The 20664-nt window shown below is 39.2% G+C and carries 23 protein-coding genes and 2 pseudogenes; all 25 read right to left on the minus strand.

The genetic code is table 11. The annotated features are described in order from the left end of the window. Positions 1–5 precede the first annotated feature (5 nt). Positions 6–791 carry an alpha/beta fold hydrolase gene (locus O3605_RS01190; protein ID WP_371585091.1) on the minus strand — a complete coding sequence of 262 codons (786 nt, stop codon included), beginning with the start codon at positions 789–791 and terminating at the stop codon, positions 6–8. Between the two features lie 131 nt (positions 792–922). Further along, complete coding sequence (locus O3605_RS01195; RefSeq protein ID WP_371585092.1) at positions 923–1801, minus strand: aminoglycoside phosphotransferase family protein; 879 nt, start codon at positions 1799–1801, stop codon at positions 923–925. Between the two features lie 120 nt (positions 1802–1921). Continuing rightward, positions 1922–2350: an aminoglycoside 6'-N-acetyltransferase gene (aac(6'), locus tag O3605_RS01200; RefSeq protein ID WP_002912789.1), complete on the minus strand. Its 429-nt coding sequence runs from the start codon at positions 2348–2350 to the stop codon at positions 1922–1924. Positions 2351–2794: 444 nt separating this feature from the next. After that, positions 2795–3637, minus strand: coding sequence for an AraC family transcriptional regulator (locus O3605_RS01205; protein WP_371585093.1), 843 nt, complete (start codon positions 3635–3637; stop codon positions 2795–2797). Positions 3638–3779: 142 nt separating this feature from the next. After that, on the minus strand, positions 3780–4094 hold the full coding sequence (locus tag O3605_RS01210; RefSeq protein ID WP_371585094.1) for a TfoX/Sxy family protein: 315 nt from the start codon (positions 4092–4094) through the stop codon (positions 3780–3782). A gap of 64 nt (positions 4095–4158) precedes the next feature. Continuing rightward, complete coding sequence (locus O3605_RS01215) at positions 4159–4587, minus strand: VOC family protein (RefSeq protein ID WP_371585095.1); 429 nt, start codon at positions 4585–4587, stop codon at positions 4159–4161. Positions 4588–4613: 26 nt separating this feature from the next. Further along, positions 4614–5231: a DNA alkylation repair protein gene (locus O3605_RS01220; RefSeq protein WP_371585096.1), complete on the minus strand. Its 618-nt coding sequence runs from the start codon at positions 5229–5231 to the stop codon at positions 4614–4616. Between the two features lie 323 nt (positions 5232–5554). Then, the gene (locus tag O3605_RS01225) at positions 5555–5776 is read right to left on the minus strand and encodes a hypothetical protein (protein WP_347101895.1); all 222 of its coding nucleotides are present in this window, start codon (positions 5774–5776) and stop codon (positions 5555–5557) included. A 591-nt stretch (positions 5777–6367) separates the two neighbouring features. Then, positions 6368–6838, minus strand: coding sequence for a hypothetical protein (locus tag O3605_RS01230; protein WP_371585097.1), 471 nt, complete (start codon positions 6836–6838; stop codon positions 6368–6370). 75 nt (positions 6839–6913) lie between these two features. Further along, positions 6914–7258 (minus strand): hypothetical protein, encoded by a 345-nt coding sequence (locus O3605_RS01235; RefSeq protein ID WP_371585098.1) that lies wholly within the window; start codon positions 7256–7258, stop codon positions 6914–6916. Positions 7259–7585: 327 nt separating this feature from the next. Next, the gene (locus O3605_RS01240; protein WP_347089334.1) at positions 7586–7831 is read right to left on the minus strand and encodes a hypothetical protein; all 246 of its coding nucleotides are present in this window, start codon (positions 7829–7831) and stop codon (positions 7586–7588) included. Between the two features lie 30 nt (positions 7832–7861). After that, positions 7862–8122, minus strand: a complete 261-nt coding sequence (locus O3605_RS01245) for a hypothetical protein (RefSeq protein ID WP_347089370.1) — start codon at positions 8120–8122, stop codon at positions 7862–7864. A 30-nt stretch (positions 8123–8152) separates the two neighbouring features. Next, a pseudogene (locus O3605_RS01250) lies at positions 8153–8617 on the minus strand (hypothetical protein); the annotation flags it as partial. Then, positions 8607–9605 (minus strand): hypothetical protein, encoded by a 999-nt coding sequence (locus O3605_RS01255; protein WP_371585099.1) that lies wholly within the window; start codon positions 9603–9605, stop codon positions 8607–8609. The gene O3605_RS01255 and the pseudogene O3605_RS01250, both read right to left, overlap by 11 nt. 117 nt (positions 9606–9722) lie before the next feature. Continuing rightward, positions 9723–10353: pseudogene (locus O3605_RS01260) on the minus strand (CHAP domain-containing protein); the annotation flags it as partial. A gap of 156 nt (positions 10354–10509) precedes the next feature. Beyond that, complete coding sequence (locus O3605_RS01265; RefSeq protein WP_371585100.1) at positions 10510–10671, minus strand: hypothetical protein; 162 nt, start codon at positions 10669–10671, stop codon at positions 10510–10512. A gap of 556 nt (positions 10672–11227) precedes the next feature. Beyond that, entirely contained in the window at positions 11228–12586 is a 1359-nt protein-coding gene (rlmD, locus tag O3605_RS01270; protein WP_371585101.1) for a 23S rRNA (uracil(1939)-C(5))-methyltransferase RlmD, read from the minus strand. A gap of 64 nt (positions 12587–12650) precedes the next feature. Then, on the minus strand, positions 12651–13964 hold the full coding sequence (locus O3605_RS01275; protein ID WP_371585102.1) for an LCP family protein: 1314 nt from the start codon (positions 13962–13964) through the stop codon (positions 12651–12653). Beyond that, entirely contained in the window at positions 13961–14815 is an 855-nt protein-coding gene (gene pheA, locus O3605_RS01280) for a prephenate dehydratase (protein ID WP_371585103.1), read from the minus strand. The genes O3605_RS01275 and pheA overlap by 4 nt, the downstream gene beginning before the upstream one ends. Beyond that, positions 14806–15291: a shikimate kinase gene (locus O3605_RS01285; RefSeq protein WP_013903419.1), complete on the minus strand. Its 486-nt coding sequence runs from the start codon at positions 15289–15291 to the stop codon at positions 14806–14808. The genes pheA and O3605_RS01285 overlap by 10 nt, the downstream gene beginning before the upstream one ends. After that, on the minus strand, positions 15284–16567 hold the full coding sequence (gene aroA / locus O3605_RS01290) for a 3-phosphoshikimate 1-carboxyvinyltransferase (RefSeq protein ID WP_049498927.1): 1284 nt from the start codon (positions 16565–16567) through the stop codon (positions 15284–15286). The genes O3605_RS01285 and aroA overlap by 8 nt, the downstream gene beginning before the upstream one ends. 172 nt (positions 16568–16739) lie before the next feature. Then, a complete protein-coding gene (locus O3605_RS01295) occupies positions 16740–17078 on the minus strand; it encodes a YlbF/YmcA family competence regulator (RefSeq protein WP_371585104.1) in 339 nt (112 codons plus the stop codon). A 100-nt stretch (positions 17079–17178) separates the two neighbouring features. After that, positions 17179–18285, minus strand: coding sequence for a prephenate dehydrogenase (locus O3605_RS01300; protein WP_371585105.1), 1107 nt, complete (start codon positions 18283–18285; stop codon positions 17179–17181). 16 nt (positions 18286–18301) lie between these two features. Further along, positions 18302–19468, minus strand: coding sequence for a chorismate synthase (aroC, locus tag O3605_RS01305; RefSeq protein WP_347101885.1), 1167 nt, complete (start codon positions 19466–19468; stop codon positions 18302–18304). Between the two features lie 6 nt (positions 19469–19474). After that, the gene (aroB, locus tag O3605_RS01310; RefSeq protein WP_227197526.1) at positions 19475–20548 is read right to left on the minus strand and encodes a 3-dehydroquinate synthase; all 1074 of its coding nucleotides are present in this window, start codon (positions 20546–20548) and stop codon (positions 19475–19477) included. Positions 20549–20664 lie beyond the last annotated feature (116 nt).

The raw sequence follows: 20664 nt of genomic DNA on the forward strand, positions 1-20664 counted from the left end.
GCATATCAGATTTCCAATGGATCACTCTTTAAAAATGGTACCACCAAATCAATCCACTCTTGAGGCAGATAAGCTGATAAAAAACCGTGATTATAGCCCTTTGCTTCATAAAGGATCGTATTTGGATGTAGCTGCTGAAATAATTTCGCCGATGCTTTCACACAGTTTAATTCTTTTTCACCATAGATATACAGAACCTGGGCCTTGCTAGCAGAAATCGTGTCCTTCAGCTTGTAACGTCCCATATAAGTTTTGTAAATGGTCACCAATGTTTTGATAGGCGTCCTTGGCAGATCCTCTAAATAATAAGCTTTTATTTCCTCTGGATAAGCCAGTTTAGGATAAAATTTGTTCATCATGCTTAATTGAAGTTTACAAGAGAATTTACTGAACATCAGTTTACCAAATAGAGCTACTAGAAAGATGCTGATTTTAGCTAACCTTGGTTGAGGAATACAGAGGCTTCCATCTATGATGGCCTTCTCAGCTATCTCGCTGTCTAATGACAAAAGCTCCATGGCAATTTGACCTCCGAGCGAAACGCCACCGATCGCAAACACCTTTCCACCACAGTTTGCTTTGACATAGTCTAGGATCTCCAAAGCAGAATCTTCAGTAGAAACATAATCGAGTTGATATTCTTCACCGTGGCCATTCAAAGTGGGTAGAATAACACGGTAGTCTTCTGACAAAATCCGTGCTTGACGAAGATAATTCCACCAAGAACTGCCACCGCCATGTATCAGTAAGATAGGAGACAAATTCTTATCACCAAATTCATGGAATTTCATATTTAAACTCCTTACTATACCAGTTTAACTTGTATTGATTAAAATCACCCATATTAAAGATAGTCAGATGTGTTTAAATTTGGGCAAATAATCGTGTCATATTTTCCAAAAATGATATTCCAACGTTTACATTATTCAGTCTTCTTCTTGTTCAAGTACCAACTAGGAATGATTTGATTCATATCATCATACCATTCTAAAATTTCCTTAGCTTGTTGTTGCATTACTGATATTTCTTCAGCTCCGTAAGGTACAGCCCATGACAGAGCACCAACTATGTTATTTAGAATATAGATAGCGAGAAGCTTCCAAAATAAATCCGGAACCTTATGATCAAAATATCCATCTATCATACCAGACGCAAAAGAGGAAGAGACTTGAGCAGACCATACAATACGATTGAATTCCTCCCAAGGATCACCAATATCAAATCGATCAAAGTCAATGATATAAATTTTACAATCTTCACCAATCATGAAATTCCCGATATGATAATCTCCATGTTGGAAAACCTGAGGTCTATCTTTTAACAATTCTCGATTTGCATTTAAATAATCAATAAAAATCTGACCATTTTCGTATTGAACGGGACATTCTTTGTATTTTTTGATTTTGTCATCAATTTTTCGATTATAAAAGACCTCCCACTCTTCACGAACTTCTGTTATAGGGAGTGAATGAATTTTTTGAAGGATTCTTCCTGCTTCTAGTCCATAAGTGTATTGTTGTTCTTTCGAATAAGTTAAAATGGTTTCTCTTGCATCTTTCCCATCTATCCATTCGTGTAAAGAATGTACTTCATCATCGCGGAGTTCAATGCTAATTGGTTTACACATTGGAACTCCAAGAGAAGCTACTTTCTCCATCATATCAAATTCAAATTTTTTTGAATCTAACTTCTCCTTATCAGAAACACGCAAGAAATATTTTTGCTGATATTGATCTGTCACACAATATTTTTTATCATCTGACCAGCCTTTATTTATAGCTATCTTACTACTAAAATCCATCAATAACTCCTCGATTAACTTTACAACATTACTATATTCTTAACTAATGAAAAGTAATTCGTAGTCCGTCCATTCTTTCACACTTCCTAAAGATACATAAATTTTGACCACGTTCTGAAATTATAATTTCTTCTTAAAATGAATAATTCTATTTGCCTCCTGAAATCCAATATTGAGATGAAATCTTATAGAATCCGTATTCGTTAAAGTACAGTCACTTGCAAATTCCTTACATCCTTTATTTTTCGCCCATTCCTCACATTTTGTACAGAGATTTTTAGCAATATCCTTTAAACGATATTCCTCGTCGACAATAATTCCTTCTAAGAATCCAACAGGACTATATTTACAACCTTCAACATAATCGAATCTGAGTGAACATAGTGCTAGACCTACAATTGTGTCACCTTCAACTTCAGTAAAGATTGCAGTATTTTTGCCATTCGTATATCTTTTTACTTCATCAATAGCTTCTTTATCGGTCAATTGGGGCCATAATTGTTTCATTAGTTTAGCCGTTTTTATAGAATCTTTTGTTATTCCATCCATATTGATGTTCCTCCGCAAATTACAAGCAAATGTTTCGAATCATGCTGTTACTTTGTTACTCATTGATTGATACCAATACCATCCCCTTCTACTTTTCGACTGTCTCAGATCGGAAGAGCAGATCCACGCACTCAGCGGTTCGGACTTACCGTATCATTTCGTCGGTTTCCTTCCTCATTCTGCGAGTCATATACCCGAGGGCACCTTCTCGACCTTCGGTTTCACCTTGTCGCATGGGCAGATCATCTACTTCTACTTCGCTGATGCCTCGGCTCGTACAAGCAGTGATACCGCCTCAACATGGAACGAGTGAACACCAAGTATGTCAAGTAGTTGAGTTGTATGCGGAAACATATCCACTAAACTATTTAACGATAGCTTGAGGTTATCGTTAAAAGGTATTACTTCGGCAAACTGGAATTTTCCAGCTCGACAAGCTGGTTTTTAAGCTTTAGTTATCGGAATCCAAAGTTCCATTTTGTAGTCTTTGCTGTGCATATCACCTTCATAGTAATATTCAAAGTCAGGTTTTTCTGAATGAATATAGCCATGCTCAGGGAAGAATACTTCCATTGCATATTTCCACCCGTTATGAATGCACTCCGGAACACTTCCTACTAATTCTACAACTGCATACTCTGCTTCTTCCACTTCCAAAACATCTAAGCCCATACTTGTGGCTTTATCTACATCATTAACGATATAACCAGCCATATAATTTATTGTGCTTGAATTTTCCACATCATGACAAACGCCCATACTTTGATCGCTTCCCAAACTTGCAAGTTCATCGTGGCAATATTTTTTATATAGCTTATTCCATACACTCGGACATAATGATGAATTGATGCTTTGTTCATTTACCCCTGCAACTGTAAATGCTTGTTTCTTTTGAATTGTAATGTTCATGCTTCTTCCTCCTCTTACACTTAGTGCTAACTGCACTCGTGATACTAATTTGAATGGTTTTCCATTTCTTACCTCAGAAGGAGTAAATCCATGAAAATTTTTAAAAGCTGTTCCAAACGAATCTGATGACTCGTATCCAAATTTGAAGGCAACATCAATAATCTTTTCGTCCGTATCTCTTAATATAATGGCTGCTTCCGTCAATCTTCTGCTTCTTAGATATTCTGAAAGCGTTGTTTCGGTCAGAATAGAAAACAAGCGGCTGAACATTGAATAAGAGTATCCTGATAACTGAGTTACTTTCTTTTCGTCAATTTCATCATCAAGAACTGTTTCAAGATAATCAATCGTATTGTTAAATGACTTGATAATATTCATTTCAATCCCTCCTTTCTTTCGGTTTATTTTAGTACAGAGGAAGACTTCTTTTCCTACCCTACAATATCTGTACAAGTTTTATAGGTTTCATCTCATAAAAACTTGTACCTTGCTAAATTCAACAAATTGAAGCTTGTTTGTCTCATTTAGCTTTCTTGGGTTTCTTTTCTGGCAGTTCCGCATACATACCTTTCAGTAGTTCAGTAATCAAATCCATATCCTCAAATCTGTCGAATGCATACATCAATGTCTTTGAACCCTCATACGGATAACGCAATTCTGAGTCTGCAAGAAGTTTGTCCGATGTCTGCGTTCTCTTTAAAAATAGTTCATTATCGCAAATGTCACCTATCAGCTTACCGTTAAAATATATAAGGTATCCGCCCATCATGGATCTTATGACAATATCACCTGCTGCGGAAAAAATCTCACGAACAAATTCATTAAATTCATTCACTATGATTACCTCCTTCAAAATCAAATATTCCTTACTTTATGGCATACTCTTTCCCTATTTATCCTCAAAATTTCAGCAATCCATTTTCATCAAATTGAAAATTCGGTCCCCATGAAACTTCCCAATAGTATCCATCTAAATCCGAAAAATATGCGTGATATCCACCCCAAAAAACTTCCTGTGGCTCTTTTACAATTTTTCCACCTGCTTTTCTTACTAATGCAATTACAGTCTCTACATCTTCTTTATGTTCAACATTGTATGCTAATGTAATTCCTGAAAATCCATTCCCTTTTGGTGGATTATTTTCATCAATATCTTTTGCTAATTGTTCCAAAGGAAATAGTTCAAACTTTGTTCCCGGAGTATCAAAAAAGCATACTGACGGATTATTTTCTCTGCAATCAGTCTTATATCCTAAACCATCTCTATAAAACTTTATTAACCTTTCCATATCTTTCACACCTAAACAAATACAAGTAATCTTGTTCATCGTTACCTCCTATGAATTCTTATTTGTCATACAATCAATTTACTTGCCAACTTGTAAACTTGTTTTATCTCTTTACTTTCTAATTTCCAGCTATCAAGCTCAATTTTAATCAACTCCGGGAATTTCTTACTAATATCCCTTAAAGCATTACCAACTGATTTTCTAACATATTCACTAGAATCTTCTTTTAATGCTGCAATTCGTCTGATAGCTTCGTTTGGATTTTCTTTAAAATATGGTCTGCTTGTCCATATTCTTAATCCTTCTGTTACTGCTCTCCTTGTATTAGGATTATTGTTTTTTAACCATTCATCAATTATTGGAAGTGCTTTTTCATATCCTTTTTTCTTGCAGAATTCATCAAATGCCTTTGCCAACACTTCCTGAACTCTCCAATTATCATCTTTGGAAACTTCATCTCTCATAAATGCTAAAATATCATCTTGTTCTGATAAATATCCAAAAAGAAATACACTGTACATTCTAACTTGATATACATTGGATTTAAAGCCTAGAAATGCTAATTCTTTGGTATACGCATTATCGTTTGATTGATAGTCAGCAAGAGCTCTTTTTTCTTCTTCTTTAAATCCATTTTCTATTAAAGAAAGTTCTTTTTCCAAACTTAAAATATATTCTTTCAAGCAATTTCACCCCACACTGAATTTTAATTAGTTTTCGATTTTTGGTTCAAGTTTATTTAAATAATCTTGGATCTCATGAACTAATCTTAATATTGTTTACTTCCTTTTCATTTCCTGCAGGATTTAGACCAATAACCAAAACACAATCTTTTCAGATGTTGAGTTATCAAATTCAAAACCTCTAACTCCAAGTTTTGGATCTTTCTTTTTTACATCTAAAGCACCTTTTGTTTTTTTATAAACTCATTAATTGTTGAACTATTTGTCATAATTATAACTCCATTATTTACAGCTTTTTATAACTAAAAATATGAAAAATAAAGTTACCAGTAGTACCTTTTCTCACTTAGATATTGTTCTTTTTGTTCTCTAGAATTTTCATGATTTCTAATTCCTAGTAATTCGTCTGTTGAAGAAACTATTGGGTCGATCCAGTCAGCTTTGGATCTAATCCAATCAATTTCCTCTTTACTAAGTTTCCCTGCTATCTCCAATTTATCAGCCATCAATCTTAAATCATTTGCTGTTTGAAAATCTTCTAGCATATTAAGAAGAGACGTTGTCCGCTTCTTCTCTTCTTCGATTCTATTTTGTAATTTTCTTTTTCGCTCCTGCTCCTCTTCATATAGTCTTGCTCTCTCTTCACGTTCAAGTCGTAAGTTCTTAACTTTATAATACTCTTGGTAAATTAAAATAATTAATTCTGGGATTGATTGTTCAAGTGTGAATTCTTTAGTATCTTTAATGTATTTACCATCTATTATCTTAAATCGAAATTTTCCATTTGGAATATAGTCATACTTCTTTATTCTTGGTTTAAAAGCATATCTATTAAACTTAACGCTATCATTGTACTCTGCTAGTTCTTTAGCTTCTTCTTTTGTTAATTCATGAGTTACTTTGTCTGTTGATTCTATAACTTCAAAACAAACAATATCCTTTTCAATTTGAATATCCCAATTTGAAGTTACATTATCGCCGATTTTTTCAATTACAGTAACTAGTGTATCTAAAAAGCGATATAAACGCGGAAGAGAATTTAGTGAAATACTATTTACAAATTTAGGTTCTTTTAAATCATTATATCTGTGCCTAGAATCAAAGTAAGGATTAGAAGCAGCTTTTTCCCTCTTATTTCACTCTGCAATTTTATCCCTTAGATTAGCTACAGATTTATGTAATCTCTTATTTGGAGACTGATTTAGATTTGAAACTGCTTCAATAATACGCTCTATTTTATCGTCCTCTATAAATGATAATGAACTTCTTATACTAGTTGTATCAAGTTTAACAGTATCTTCTTTTTTATCTTCCGTACTATCTTCTTTATGTTTAGCAGCTTTAATTCTACTGTTCTTTAAACTTTTTCTATCAATATGAACCTCATTTACGTCATTTTGTGGTAATGGAACAATAAGTTCACTTAAGTCTTGTCCAGCATTCTTACGATACCAATAACTACCCTTTGGAATTGGGATTTCAAATTCTTTACATTTCTTGAGTAAGTCAGAATAACTTAAATCATATTTCAATGAAACTTGTTTCGCACTTATCTCCCAGATTTCTTCATAGAGTTCTTCTCTAGAAAAGGTCTTTATCATCTTCATTTGAAACACCTTTACCCTTATATTTTACATCACCATTTTTATATTTACCAAGCGAAAACGCAAATTCAAAAACTTCTAATTCTTCACTTCTGCATTTTCGCTTAATATAAAAAGTAAATCTTGTTTTAAACCGTTAAATTCCTCTATAATTTTATCTAAACTAGTTTCAATATTCTCAACACAGATCTCTGATAGTTTTCCGTGGTTGTATGAAATCATTCTTTCAGCGATAATATGATATGACCAACTCTCAGTGAAACGTCTGTCTCTTTCTTCGTTATGAATAGCAAAACCAATTGGAAGAAGATTATTTCTAAGACCTATCGCAACTGCTTGTGAACTTATGCCTAAATAATCACCAGCAATTTTTAATGTGATTTTATTTAATTTTCTAATATCTTCGTCGGTATATTTCGGCATGTTAGTACTCCTTTGTTATAATTCAAAATGCAATATCATCTATGTAAAAATATCTTAATACGATGCTATCTAGTCGCTTTCCCTAATAATAAAATTAATATGTAGCATACCATACTCTAAAAGCTAATTATCTAAAAGCTATTCAATGAAAATTGATTCTCAATCAAAAACAATCTCTTCAAATTCATAGTTACGATGTTTTCTATGAAATCCCAAAAATATTTTTCGGTAAATTACCTTTTACTATAGTTCTTTTCTTTTTCTGTAAGGTGAAAAACACCATTTAAAAGTAAATCCATTAGTTGGCTCCAGACTAGACGTAAATAGTTATTTATTATCTAAATCAAAACCAATCTGCCAAAATCCCATATCAAGAATTTTCATTTGAGGATATAGCATGTCAGCAACAATAAATTTTTGGGGGACTGAATCTAATTGTTCTATGTTGTTCTCATAAAAAATTACTAGTTGTAAAATAGATTTAATTTTATAGGTTCCAATGACAACCTTTTGTGATTTTAATCCAAAAACAAAATATCTATCATATGCTGGAACACAACCAAGTGTGGCCATTTCGATATATCTATGTGATTACAATTAATTTTAACTATCTAAAAAATCTTTCAAAATTTCAAAAACTTCATTTTGATTCAACAAAATATCATCATTTTGAGGAATAGTTAATATCACAGACTCAAGTTCTATCACAAAACGGTGCATATCTGCTTTCACCGTGTCACTAGAGGTTATATTTGATAGCTTTTCACTCCCTACTAATAGAGCTGTTAATCGAGTAATATCGTTCAAATGTTTTTTTATGGCTTTACTTAAACCTTGAATACCTGTGGCAGAGCGTTCTCTCATATCCAACCAAGCTTTAGCCTTGAAAATAATTAAACCACGATTACTCAACACCGAGTATCCCTGAATGGATTCTTTTTCATGCACCAATATATTATAATAATCCTTATCCAATAATAAGGCCGACAAACTAGCATCTTCATCAAAATGTAAGGGTGTTTCTCTCCCCTCCTTCTTTAATGGGTATTCTGGTAAAATACTAAATAGTTCAATCATAGAAGGAAACTCAGGTTTATTTGTTGTAAATCGAAATAATTGCGCTTTTTCATCCTTCTGACTTCCTTGATATTCTCCCAATTCTAAAAAGTGATTCAAGGTATCATAAAATTCCTTATTTTTTAATTCATCTATGATGACCATATCATAATCTTTTGTTGTCCGACTTTTAAACCCTTGCGAGTCCAATACAATAGAGGTTGCAGTCCCTCCAATCAAAACATAATAGTCTTGAAAATTCGCAAACATTTCTTGAAAAATAGCTTTCGTATTAGCTGGCATCATCTTCTCCTAGATACTGTAATATATTATTTTTTAGTACTTCAATCTCTTCCTCCACACGTGGATCATCATCATCTTTTAAGGTCAAATAAAGAGAAATAGGATCTACAAACTGTCTATCTTGATTTTCTTTAAAATCGTTCCAAAATTCAGATACAAAAGGACTATATCGCCATATCTCTAATACCTTGCCTTCTAAAACATGCTGAGACAATGGCAAGGATAATTTATTGAATTGTCTATGTGATATGACATAGCTACTATTTTCATCCGATTCAGCTAAAAAGGTCAAATAGGATAAAGCATACGTACCACCGTATAGAATCCTAGAAGCAGATTTTATATTCTTCAGATCTACATCTGGCAATAAGAGCCGTTTTTTGATGGGATTAAATAAATAGGGCTCTGATTTTAAGAATAATTCTTTCTTTGATGCAGTATAGGTGTAAAGTTTATTTGGCTTATTTAACCAATCTAAAGTTTTAAAAGTCCTCAAGCACCTATAAATCGTTGAGTTTGGAAGTCCAGTTACCTGTGAAAGCATATCAACATCTACTACTTTTTGACCTTTTGTCAATAAAAAGGCAATCCAAGTTAATTGTTCGCTAGGTGTTAATTCTTTAGATGTTGCAACATCATCATTAGCATTCAATACTAATCCCATTGGAGGAAAAAAGAGATTTCCCTTGAAATCTACAAAAGGAACTCTAGCTTGAAGGAGTTGTTTTTTTTCAATGTCAGATAGCTTTGAAAATACCAAAATAACGTCCATGCTAGCTTTTTCACCCATAATACGAGCTTGAGTGACAAATGAGTCTAAACTTCCTCTTCTCTTTTCTTTAATCAATAAAAATGACTCCTTATGAAACTTCATTTGGACATATTGAAATCTTTTTTCAAAACTAATTGGTAAAGTTAAAGCTATTTTTTCAACACTTACATTAATATAAAACGATTGAAAAATAGAAATTATCTTTTGAACATTCATTGTTTTTCCTTTTTATCATTTTTTACGTATTTTATCAATTTAAATGATAAAATGCAAGTTTTTTGATAATAAAAAGTGACTTACAAAAACTATAAGTCACCAAAATATTAGAAAATTTCAAGTAAAGACTCTCTGTTTCGTCGTATAAGCAAAACTCATGGCACTATCTGCCTGAGAAAACCGTCTTCCATCAACATTAGTTTCCGATACCAGAAATCAATCATCTGGATAGACCTCCTTAACAAAAAACACATGACCATAAGTAACAAAGGTCCTATGATTGTCACCGACAAATGAGATAATAACTTCAGCTCTTGGAATAGAGCCTGTTTCACCACCCAGAATTGCTGTGATTGCCACCATGTCTTGAGCATTTCCCATGGTGTTGATATTAGGAATCTTTTCCCCATTTCTGCCCTTGAATTTTATTCCTAACTGCTTGATCCGAGCTGCTACTTCCCAAGTACACTAGCCATAGCATAACAATACCATCGCTACCTCCTGAAATCGAGTTACCATCCCTTCGAACACTTTCAAAAGCCTTAGAATCACTTTGAGCCGTACCTCTGTTTGGCTGACAAAAAACCTTTTCAATCTGGTAATACTACTCTGTCTCTCTGGTCTTGCATTCTAGTAACTTGTCTCCTGAATTACCCTACCAGAAGGTTAGAAAGAACTGGGCGAGACTAACTGAACTACCCGTATTTCCAAAGAAATCATAAAGCCAATTGGTATAATGGGGATTGTCCTCCCAACTAAGACTAAGAGACAGCTCTTGGCGGTCTTTAAGAACCGCATAAATCACCTTGACTTTCAGTTTCATGTCCCTCGTTCATCCTCAAAGAGAATCTTTGGGATCTTGTAATAGCGCCAGACGTTTGATATTGATTTGCTGTAATCTTTTTCATGAGATACCTCCCCACTCTTTTATCTCCAGTTCATCACCTGGTTGGATTTGAACCAAACCACCCTTTTCCAAATCAGCCATCACAGTTGTTGCTTCAACAATATCCAGGTCCATTTGTCGGACTAGATAAGAAATCACGATATGATGTGATGACTGCATTTCTTTCTACAAAATTTCTCCTTAAACGCAAAAAAAATCGAGAACCATATAGAATAGTTCTCGGTTGAGATATAAATATTTATTGTTGTATTCATTTATCCGATATGTGAACGATATCCACATATACATTTACTTCTATGTACCATTTTAGGACTTTTTTGATGTCAAAATTGCCTTTATCTACAAAGACAAAATACTTGTAAAATAGCTTGAAATCAAGAATTTTCACCCATTTAGTCGTTATAGCAACACTACGCACTCAGCGGTTCGCTGTTACCGTATCATTTCGTCGGTTTCCCTCCTCATTCTACGAGTCCTATACCCCAGGGCACCTTCTCGACCTTCGGTCTCACCTTGTCGCATGGACAGATCATCTAATTCTACTTCGCTGAAGTCTCAACCGTACAAGTAGTGATACTGCCTCAACATGATGCGTTTGTGGGACTCAAAAGGTTTGGGTGAACCTTTTGAGGATTAACTGCGTTTCACTAACAAGCTAACACACTCGACATGGTGCGTCTGTGGGACTCAAAAGGTTCAGTGAACCTTTTGAGGATTAACTGCGTTTTACCAACAAGCTTACACATTCAACATGGTGCGTTTGAGGAAACAGATCCACCGGTTGGACTTTTTTCAATTCATAGCCTAACTCTTGGTAGAGTTTGATATCACGCGCCATGGTGGCGACGTTACAGGAGATATAGGCGATGCGGTCAGCGCCTGTTTGGACACTTGCTTTGATGAAGCTTTCGGTTAAGCCCTTGCGTGGTGGGTCGACCAGGATAGCAGTTGGTTGGATGCCTTCCTTGAGCCAATTCTTCATGGCATTTTCAGCTGTGTCACAGACATAGTGAGCATTGGTAATGCCGTTTAAGCTAGCATTCTTCTGGCTATTCTCCACTGCTTCAGGGATAACCTCTACTCCATAGACTTCTTTGACATGCTTGGCAACTGACAAGCCAATGGTCCCAATTCCTGAGTAGGCATCAATCACGATATCCTCTGCTCTCAAGTCCGCAAAGTCAATTGCTGTCTGATAGAGCTTTTCTGCCATTTCGGTATTGACCTGGTAAAAGGCTGGTCCTGAGATTTGGAAGCTATTGCCCAACATTTGGTCCGTAATGTAATCCTGACCATAAAGAGTGCGCCATTCTTTTCCAAAAATCGCATTGGTATTCTGGTCATTGATATTTTGCATAACGGATTTGATGGCTGGGAATTGCTTGATCAACTGCTCGATCAACTGGTCCACACGGAACACCTTGGGACGAGTGGTCACCAAAATGACCATAATTTCTCCAGAATGGTGGCCACGACGAACGACGAGATTGCGAATCAAGCCAGATTGTTCCTTTTCATCATAAGGCTTGAGGTCAAACCGACGAATCAAATCCCGAAGTGCCAAGACCACTTGGTCAATGACTGGATCTTGGATATAGAAATCTTCAATCGGCATCAAATCATGAGAGTTCTTGCGAAAGAAGCCTGTCTCCACCTGACCATTGACACGACGAACAGGGACCTGAGCCTTGTTACGATACTGGACAGGGTGGTCCATCCCCAAGGTCAGGGGTACTTCGATATCAGAGATTCCTGCCATCTTGTAGAGGCTATCCTTGACCTGCTTGGCCTTGAATTTCAGCTGCTCCGGATAAGCTAGGTGACCCAAGTCAGCAATGCCGCTTCGCAAGTAAGCCAGGTCTAGTTCTTCATTGCGGTGAGGGGATTTTTCCAAGTACTCCTCTACTTTTCCGTAACCGATTTTCTTATTGACCTTGAGCACGCGCATGCGGATCACTTCTCCTGGCAGGGCATTCTCCACAAAAAAGACCAAGCCATCGACCTTAGCCACTCCTGCTCCTTCGTGAGTCAAATCGACAATCTCAACGGTTACAATTTCATTTTTCTTTAACATGGTGTTCAATCTTTCTACAAATTAAAAGGGATGGAGTTTTCAAAACTCCTATCCCCTTATTATATCATCTCAGTCCCATTTGGTACAATTTCTTTTTATAAGCATCGAAATCAACGAGCAATCCTTGGCCACCGTACATATCGTAGGCATCGACCCAATCCCCATTTTCTGGGATGGTCACTCGTTCAATTCCTTTTCCAGCACTTCCGACTAGTCCAAGTCCATTGGTCAATAGGAAAGAGAAAGGAACATTGGTAGACGTCATGGCAAAGACTTTCCCAAGGGCTTCAGATCCCGTAAAGAGTTTGGTTGGATCCTTGATCTGATGCATGATAGCGGACATGACCTCTTGTTGACGACGGGTCCGACCAAAGTCTCCTTCATCGTCCTTACGGAAACGCGAGTAATTGAGAAGGGTCCGGCCATCCATCCGTTGTTTTCCAACCTTGATGGTTTGCTGCGGAACGACACCGTCTTTCATGTTCAAATCATCTGGCACTTCTACTTCACTGACTTTTTCGCCATCAACCGTTGAAAACTGCGCATTCATCTCGACCCCATTTGGGAAGAGGGTATCGATCGCTGTCGCAAAGGTCTTGAAATCGACCATGGCGTAATATTGGATGTCAATGTCAAAGTTGTCTTTGAGCATCTGACGCACCAATTCAGCCCCTTGGTTGTTATTTTGCTCCCCGATGGTGAAGGCAGTATTGAGCTTCTGGTCATAGTAGCCATCATATTCAGGAATATTTTGCTGGCTGACTCCATCGATATGGACCAGTGTATCCCGCATGAAGCTGACCATCTTGATCTTGCCTTCTTTGTTATTGACATTGACCACCATGATGGAGTCTGTCCGGGTTTCATCTGACTTCTCACCGATCCGACCATCTGTCCCCAAGATCAGGATATTGACCCCATCTCTTGACTTCTTGCCGTTAAATTTCTCAACGACAGCAGGCTTGGCATCTTTCCCAGCTGGCTTACTGTTGAGGCCTTTCACAAACATAAAGACCATGCCACCGATAATGAGCAAGAAAAAGAGAGCAAGCCATTTGAGAATCCGCTTAACGCGGATCTTTTTCCGTGGTTTCTTAGGTATATCGCTCGTCGCAGCAACCGCTTTTTTCTTAGACTTTTTGCTACGTGATTGGTAAACAGGGAGATCCCCAATTGGTTCAGCAATCTCACCTTGCACTTCTTCTGTAGCGTCTACCTCAGGTTGAAGGGCTTCTGCTTCCTCATAAGCTCCTTGGCTCTTCTTGAGCAGGTAATTGTATTCTAGTTGTTCTCGTTCATTCAAATAATGAAAATTTGAGTATAAGTACTCTAATCGCTTTCGCTCATGGTGAGATAGAAAGTTGGATTCGTTACTCATCTTTTCTCCATTCCGTTATCTTTTAAGGTATAGACCTGATACTGACCCAGGACTTTTGTCTGAATGCCCAAACTGTCTAATTCTTGATAGGCAAATTGCAAAAGGTCAGGCGCTTCGTTTAGGAGGTCAATAATGAAAAAGTATTCTCCTAAAGCTGTTTTTAGGGGGCGACTTTCAATTTTGGTTAAATTGATCCCCCGCCACGCAAAAGTAGACAAACCTTTATAGAGGGCTCCTGCCAGGTTACTTGGCAAGGTCAAGGCCAAGCTAACTTTTTGAAGGGCCGGACTTAAAGTTTCTGAGATCGCTGGCTCTTTGGCCCCTAAAATCCAAAAACGTGTATAATTGTCCTCGATTTCTTGGATGTCTTTGGCCTGGACTTCCAATCCGTACTCACTGGCTGCTGCCAGAGGGGCAATCGCTACAATTTCCAAGTCTGGATGCTCTGCTACATAGCGGGCTGCATAGGCTGTTGAAGCCGTCATTTCCATAGCCACATCCGGATAATGGGCCCTTAGAAAAGCCTTCCCTTGGGCCAAGGCCTGTGGATGCGAATAGACCGTTCGAATGGGGCGGTCTTTTTTAGCCACCAAGAGCTGTTGCTTGATGGGATAGACCACTTCTGCAACGGCCTGGATGGTCCCTTGATGAAAGAGGTAATCAAAGGTCTCATGGACACTGCCTTCGATAGAGTTTTCAACGGGGACGACTGCAAAATCGATCTCTTGATTCTCATAAGCCTTGATGACATCTGTGATCGTTCGATAGGCGATACGTTCAGAAGTTGGAAAGCTATGAGTGGCCACATCATGGGTAAAAGATCCCTTGGGACCAAGATAGCCTACAAGCATCGAATAATCTCCGCAATTTCTTCAGGTGTTTTGTCCTCGACATCCACAATATGGGTAGCAATCGCTTCATACAAAGGCAAACGTCCATCAAAAATCTTCTTGAATTCTTCTTTTGTGTTGTTTAAAAAGAGGGGGCGTTGCATGGCTTTGTCATTCTGAATCCGGCTGTACAAGGTCTCAAAATTCACTCGCAAGTAAATATTATGCGGATTTTTTTCCAGAAGCGCACGGTTATGAGGATTGACGACAATCCCGCCTCCAGGGGAAATAATGGCTGCCTCGTTTTCCAACAAACGCTCCAGCATTTCAGCTTCGCGACGACGAAAGGCTGCTTCTCCTTCCACTGCGAAATAGTCATTGATCGACATACCGATCTCTTCAACAATTAATTCATCCATATCATGGAACTTTGGATCAAGAATCCGACCAACGGTCGTTTTCCCAGCTCCCATAAAACCAAGTAAAATTTTAGCCATGCAGTAATGTCTCCAAATCTTCAAAAAAACTAGGGTAACTGGTGTTGATGGCCTCTGCCCGATCCAACACCACATTTCCATCTCTCACCAATAAGGCAGCAATGGCAGCCATCATCCCAATCCGGTGATCACCAAAGGTCTCTAAGTCTGCTCCATGTAGGGGTGTCGGTCCAGTGATGATCATGCCGTCTTCCGTTGGCACGACATTAGCTCCCATGGCATTGAGGCTATCTGCTACGACCTGGATACGGTCCGTTTCTTTCACACGAAGCTCTTCAGCATCCGCAATCACAGTCTGACCATTTGCTTGTGTCGCTAGTAAAGCAATAATCGGCAATTCATCAATCAAGCGTGGAATCAACTCCCCATCAATTCGAATCCCTTTTAAGGACGAAGTCTTGACAGTGAGACTCGCAGAGACCGCTTTTTCATCGCGATCCTCCATGGTAAGATCTCCCTCCATTTCTTGAATCACATCGAGAATCCCTGTCCGCGTTTGGTTGATGCCAACATTTTCAATCTTGATCACACTATCTGGAAGAATGAGGCCTGCCACTAACCAAAAGGCTGCACTGGAAATATCTCCAGGAACGATGACTTCTTGACCTTGGAACTCTTGTCCACCCTTGATTCGGATGGTTTTTCCATCCACCTGGATCTCTCCACCAAATTGGCGAATCATATCTTCCGTATGGTCACGCGTCTTTTCCTTCTCGATAATCGTTGATTCACCCTCAGCCTGTAAAGCCGCAAAAATAAGAGCAGACTTAACTTGGGCCGATGCGACTGGCAAACGGTAATGAATGGGTTGAAGCTTATGTGTCCCTTTTTCATGTAAAGGCGGGCAATCGCGCTCTCCCTGACCAGCAATCTCTACCCCCATCTGACGCAGTGGGATCGCGACACGATCCATGGGCCGTTTGGAAAGGCTGTCGTCTCCAACCATGGTCACAACAAAATCCTGACCTGCTAGGACACCTGAAATCAAACGTATAGACGTTCCTGAATTGCCCATATCAAGGGGAGCGGTCGGAGCTTGAAGACCCTGAAAGCCTACCCCTTGAATCCGAATCACATCCCCATCATCCTGGATGGAGACTCCTAAATCACGAAACACCTGGATGGTAGAAAGCACATCTTCGCCTCGCAAGATATCATAGACCTTAGTTTCGCCCTTTGCAAGACTTCCAAAAATAATGGATCGGTGACTGATGGATTTGTCACCAGGGACTCGAATGGTTCCCTTTAGACCCTTGCTATTGGTTCTTAATTTCATTGCCATCTCCAGAGTGCTTTTCCACATATTCTATCATAAATAGGACATGAATTCAATTTTTGATCAAAAATTTGGAACAAAAAACGAATGTTTCCTAGTTTTTTTTGAGCCTCTTTTCTTCTACTGGCGAACGAAAATACCAGAGTCGAAATGACAACTCTGGTAGAAATTTCTACTTGTATAAATCTTGAATCGGCTCAAAGATGATCTTTTCAAGATCTGCAAGATAAATAGACAATTGTTGTTGTTTGGTGAAAAATTCATTCACAATCGGACTTGCTTGGATTTTTTCCATATAGTCCTTCATTTCTTGTTGCACAGCTTCTGTTGGAAGTTGACCGGATTGCATCAAGCCTTGTAGTTGATTTTGGAAAGCGACGTATTCGTCAAACAGCTTTTTCGCTTCTGGATTTGCTTCGATCGCTTGTTTGCTTTCTACGACAGCCTTGTATTCAGGAAGATCTCGAAGGGTCCGAGAGAGTTCATTTGCTACATCATAAATATTTGCCATTTTCTAGGCTCCTTTACTGATAAGATACCTCTATTATACTTCTTTTCCCTCAATATTCCTAAAATGAAGCAGGCATTTTGACGCAAATCCTTCTGTAGACCTAGCGAGCAAGGACGGTATAAGATGTCGCTTGGCTGATCAATGTTTGAGCCCGCTCTTGATCCTCTGCATTTTTGAAGGTCAGCTGCAAAATCCCGTGGATATCTTCACGATTCTCTTCATTGATGTGAATATTAACCAAGGAAATCCCTTGTAGGAGTTGTAAGATTTCGAGGATCACACCTTCCTGATCGGGGACATCGATAAAGAGATCATAGGCACTATCGCGTCCAGCACGCTGATGGATCTGCATTTCTTTTCGGTGCTTCCGCCCTTCATGGAAAAAAGACCAAATAGCCTCTTCGTTATCGGCTTGAATGGTCTCAGCCACCTGATCCAAACGGTCTTTGAAATCTTCAATCCGCTCTAATATCGCTTGAGGGTTGGACAAGAGAATAGAGGTCCACATGCCTGGCTCACTTTCCGCAATCCGTGTCATATCCCGAAAGCCACCAGCTGCAAAACGGCGGGTCATTTCATGCTCTTCCCCATAAGCTACGGCCTGCTCGACCAGAGTCGAGGCTAAAATATGAGGAAAATGGCTGATCTGGGAAGTCACCCGATCGTGTTCCTCGGCATCGATTTCAATAAAGCGGGATCCCAATCCACTCAGAAGCTCTTTCAACTCTTCCATGGCACCTCCTGTCGTCAAGCTGGAAGGGGTAAAAATATAATAGGCATTTTCAAATAAGGTTGCATCTGCCGCTGCTGCACCTGTCTTATGACTACCAGCCATGGGGTGTCCTCCCACAAAGCGTACGGCCTTATCTGTAAATACCTTTTCAGCTTGTGCAACAATTTCTGCCTTGGTAGAGCCTGCATCAGTCACCAGTACCTGGTCTTTCAAATTCAGGCCAGCTAAGGTTCCTAAGTAAGACTTGGTTTGCTTAATCGGAAGCGCCAAAATAATAATATCCGCTAAAGGGGCAAAGGCTGCGAAATCATCCGTCACTTGATCAACCATTCCTCTTTCAAGGGCGATGGTTCGAGACGCTTCACTACGATTGTAACCAAGAACGGTCACATTTGGGTGGGCCCTCTTAATGCCTAGCGCAAGTGAAGCACCAATCAAGCCCAACCCTGCAATATAAACAACTTTCTTCTCCAAAGGAAAACTCTTTCTCTTAAAAATTCTTAGTAAATTCTCGGTGATTAGCAACAGCTTCTTTCAATTCTTCCAAGTTATCGGATGAGAATTTTTCAAGCACTTCTGTAGCAAGGACCGTTGCGACCACTGCTTCCATCACCACTCCTGCAGCTGGTAGAGCCGTTGGGTCGCTGCGCTCAACCGTCGCCTTATAAGGCTCATGAGTTTCAATATCCACACTCATCAAAGGTTTGTAGAGGGTCGGAATAGGCTTCATGACGCCACGAACTAGAATGGGCTCACCGTTGGTCATCCCCCCCTCAAAACCACCAAGGTTATTGGTGCGACGGGTATAGCCACCTTCTTCAGACCAGATGATTTCATCCATGACTTGACTACCTTTTAGGCGACCTGCATCAAAACCAAGACCAAACTCAACTCCCTTAAAGGCATTGATAGAGACCACTCCCTGAGCGATTTTGGCATCCAATTTCTTGTCCCATTGAACGTAGGATCCTAGTCCAACAGGCACACCACCAACCAAGGTTTCCACAATTCCCCCGATGGTATCACCATCTTTTTTAACTTGGTCAATGTAGGCCTTAACGGCTTCTTCTTGTTCTGGCACAACGATCGAAACTTCCGACTTCGCTGCCTTTTCCTTGATTTCTGAAACGGTTAGATTCTCGGGAATTGCAATCTCAATTCCCCCAAAATTAACAATGTGGCTGGCCACTTCAACGCCGATTTCTTCTAAAATCCGTTTAGCAACTGCACCAACGGCTACACGCATGGTCGTCTCACGGGCAGAAGAACGCTCTAAGGAATTACGAAGATCGTCAAAACGGTATTTCATCCCTCCGACTAGATCGGCATGACCAGGACGTGGCTTGGTGATCTTACGCAGATTTTTCTTTTTCTCTTCGACCGGTGCTACATTCATGATCTCCAGCCATTTTTGGTGATCCAAATTGGTCACATTCAGAGTAATCGGGCCTCCCATGGTCAAACCATGACGGACCCCTGATGTGATCTCGACACGGTCACTCTCGATTTTCATCCGAGCACCACGACCATAGCCACCTTGTCGACGTTTGAGCTCTTTATTAATATCCTCTTCAGATAAAGGAAGGCCTGCCGGAACCCCCTCGATGATGGCTGTTAGTCGAGGCCCATGGGACTCTCCTGCTGTTAAATATCTCATACGACCTTATTCCTTTCTTTCTAAAAAGTCCTTCATTTCTTGAAGAGGGATTTGATGAATCGCTGCTTGCCCTAACTCTGGAACAATTACTAATTTCAAGTTCGTCCCACGCGCTTTTTTGTCATGGGTCAAGGCTAGATAAAGGGCTTCTTTATCCCAGTTCTCGTAGGTCACCGGAAGGCCAAATTTCAGGCACATTTCTTCGATTTTTTGAGTGATTCCCTTTGGCATCAAGCCCTTTTCTTCTGCAACTCGGGAGAGCTGCACCATGCCCATACTGACGGCTTCTCCATGCATAACTTGCCCATAACCAGCTGTCGCTTCAATAGCATGTCCAATAGTATGACCAAAATTGAGATACAGTCGAATACCATTGTCCAGCTCATCTGCCACAACATGGTCTCGCTTCACCAGGCAAGAATGGGAAATGATGCTCTCTGCATGCTCTAAAATACTCTGGACAGAACCATCCATGGCTTCCAATTCTTCCCAAAGTTCCGTATCTTGGATGAGACCGTACTTGATGACTTCGCCCATCCCCTCGATCAATTCACGTTGCCCCAACGTGCTCAACACTTCAGGATCAATAAACACACCATCTGGTTGAGCAAAGGTCCCCACCATGTTTTTGGCAAGTGCTGTGTTGACTCCCGTCTTTCCCCCGATAGAAGAATCCACCTGTGCGGTCAAGCTAGTCGGGATCTGAACAAAGGAAATTCCCCGCATATAGGTAGAGGCAGCAAAACCAGCCAAATCACCAACTACGCCACCCCCAAGAGCAACGATTCCATCACTGCGCGTCATGCCTTGGGTAGCTAGAAAGTCATAAACTTTTGAAACAGTGGTTAGATTCTTACTGGCTTCCCCTTGAAGAAACTCAAAGCGCACCACTTGAAAACCAGCTTTCTCAAGGCTCTTCTCTACGATAGACGCATATAACTTAGCTACACGGTTATCGGAAATAATAGCGACTTTTTTATCGCCCCAAAGAGTGCGCAACCAATCTCCAACCTGGTTGAGACCACCTCTTTCAATCACAATATCATAGGAATGTCCTGGAATAGGTACCGATACGTTCATAGGAATCTCCTTCACGTTTTTCTTTGATTCTATCTTATCATGAAATAGGGCACATGTCTCAATCAAAATGAAAAAGAGACTAGAGCAAGACTGTTTTTTAAAAAATCAGTTCCTGT

The organism is Streptococcus sp. 27098_8_99, assembly GCF_041431935.1.
GTDB lineage: Bacteria > Bacillota > Bacilli > Lactobacillales > Streptococcaceae > Streptococcus > Streptococcus parasanguinis_D.